A 2,138-nucleotide genomic window follows, 5' to 3' on the forward strand; every position below is an offset into this window, starting at 1 on the left:
AAGGCGCTTCGCGATTGGTACATCCGGTGTTTCCCATCGGCATTCGGGAAGCCAACGGCGAAACCAGCTTTTTTTTCAGCGGGGCCCTGGATTCTGACGAGCAGATGGTTGGCTTTGGTGAAAAATTCGGCCCGCTTTCTAAACGGCATCAGAAAATGCTCTCCTGGAATTCCGACACGGCTTCTACGGCCACCGATCGCACATACAAAAACATCCCGTTTTTTATGAGCAGCAAGGGATACGGGATTTTTGTAAATACAGGTCACCGGATTCACTACGAAATCGGCAACCCAACGTTTGTGAGTTATTCGTTTGAAGTGGAAGACGATCTACTGGATTTTTACTGGATGTACGGCCCGGAGTTTAAGGCAATTCTTAAGAAATACGTCAAATTGACCGGTCGACCGGAGATTCCGCCGCTCTGGAGCTTTGGTCTCTGGATGTCCCGGGCCGAGTATTATTCCCGAAAACAAGTGGAAGCAGTGGCGCAGGGACTACGGGATCGCCGTATTCCGGCGGATGTGCTCCACCTGGATCCCCACTGGATGCGCCATCGCAAGGTGTGCGATTTCGTCTGGAATGAAGCGGATTTCCCCAATCCCAAAGAAATGATTGATCACCTCCACGCACAACATTTTAAAATTTCCCTCTGGGAACAGCCCTATGTTTCCAAACGAAGCGACCGATTCGAGGAATTGGACAAAAAGGGCTATTTTTTAAAACGGGAAGACGGGTCTACCTACACCCTTCCGGTTTTTGACATGGAACAGGCCGGCATCATTGATTTTACCAATCCGGAAGCCCGCCGGTGGTATGTGGAACAGCATCAACGGTTACTCGAAATGGGGGCGGATGTCTTTAAAACCGATATGGGCGAAGCCGTGCCGGTTAATTCGGTAGCCGCAGACGGCCGAACCGGAAGGGAATTGCACAATGTGTACAGCCTTCTCTACAACCGGACGGTGTACGAAACCTCCCGGGATTTTTCAGAGGACCACGCGCTGGTGTGGGGACGATCCGGATACGCTGGCAGCCAGCGCTATCCGCTGGGCTGGTCAGGGGATTCTCACTGCACGTGGAACGACATGGCGGCGGTGCTGCGTGCCGGGCTGAGTGCCTCTCTGTCAGGATTGCCGTTCTGGAGCCACGACATTGGCGGATTTCAGGGCGGGCCACCCTCGCCGGAATTGTACATTCGCTGGGCACAATGGGGCTTGTTATCCTCCCATGCGCGCTGCCACGGTACCAATCCCCGGGAACCCTGGGAATTTGGTGAAGAGGCCGTTCGCATCTTCAAAAAATTTGACGAATTCCGCTATTCGCTGTTACCGTATTTGTATTCGCTGGCACACGAGGCAGTCGAAACCGGCTGGCCGGTCGTACGACCGCTGATGATGGAATTTCAACACGTCCCGGTCATTCACGTCTGGGAGCACGAATACCTGCTCGGGCGTGATTTATTGGTGGTGCCGGTCCTCAATCCCGAGGGGCATGTCACATACTACGTACCACCCGGTACCTGGCTGAACTTCTGGACCGGCAAAACGGTGGAGGGAAACCGGGTGTACGAAGAAACGGTTCCTCTGGACACCCTGCCGATTTTCATTCGGGAAGATGCCGTGATTCCTCTTGTAGAACCGGCCCAGTATGTGGGTGAGAAACCCTGGAATCCGTTGGAGATTCGGGTGTTCTTAAAAAACCGCCGTTTTTTTATGATTATGGATGAAGATCGCAAACTGATTTCTGTGCTTGGAAAAAGCGAAAATGGAGAAAAGAGGATTACCCTCGGAAAAACGGGCAAGCGGCTCCACTTGACGTTTTTGGATGAAAAGCGTCCGACATCCCTCTGGCTGGACGGAAAGAGCCTACCGCTGACAAGGAGAGCGTCTTCCATGAAAAGGGCACCCGTCGCCTGGACGAATCCTTCCAGAAGGGAGGTACATATTTTACTGGATGGTGAATCCGGTACGCACGAAATCGTCTTAAAATAAAATTACGGGGTTGTCAAAGAGGGAGGCAAAATGGCTGGTATTCCAGAATCGAGGATCATTCAGCTGCTTCTCGAGGAAGTATCAGGCCTTGATTATTTCGAGAGGCAGATGATCCGGACGGGAAGATTGGAGCGCGCTGTTATTCAA

At 52.4% G+C, this 2,138-nt stretch carries 1 protein-coding gene; it reads left to right on the forward strand.

The window, feature by feature from the left end; genetic code table 11:
• The coding region (gene yicI / locus GXO76_08150; GenBank protein NOY77826.1) for an alpha-xylosidase at window positions 1–1,991 on the forward strand (1,991 nt) is incomplete at its 5' end.
• Window positions 1,992–2,138 lie beyond the last annotated feature (147 nt).

The sequence above is a fragment of the Calditrichota bacterium genome (assembly GCA_013151735.1).
Lineage (GTDB): Bacteria > Zhuqueibacterota > JdFR-76 > JdFR-76 > BMS3Abin05 > BMS3Abin05.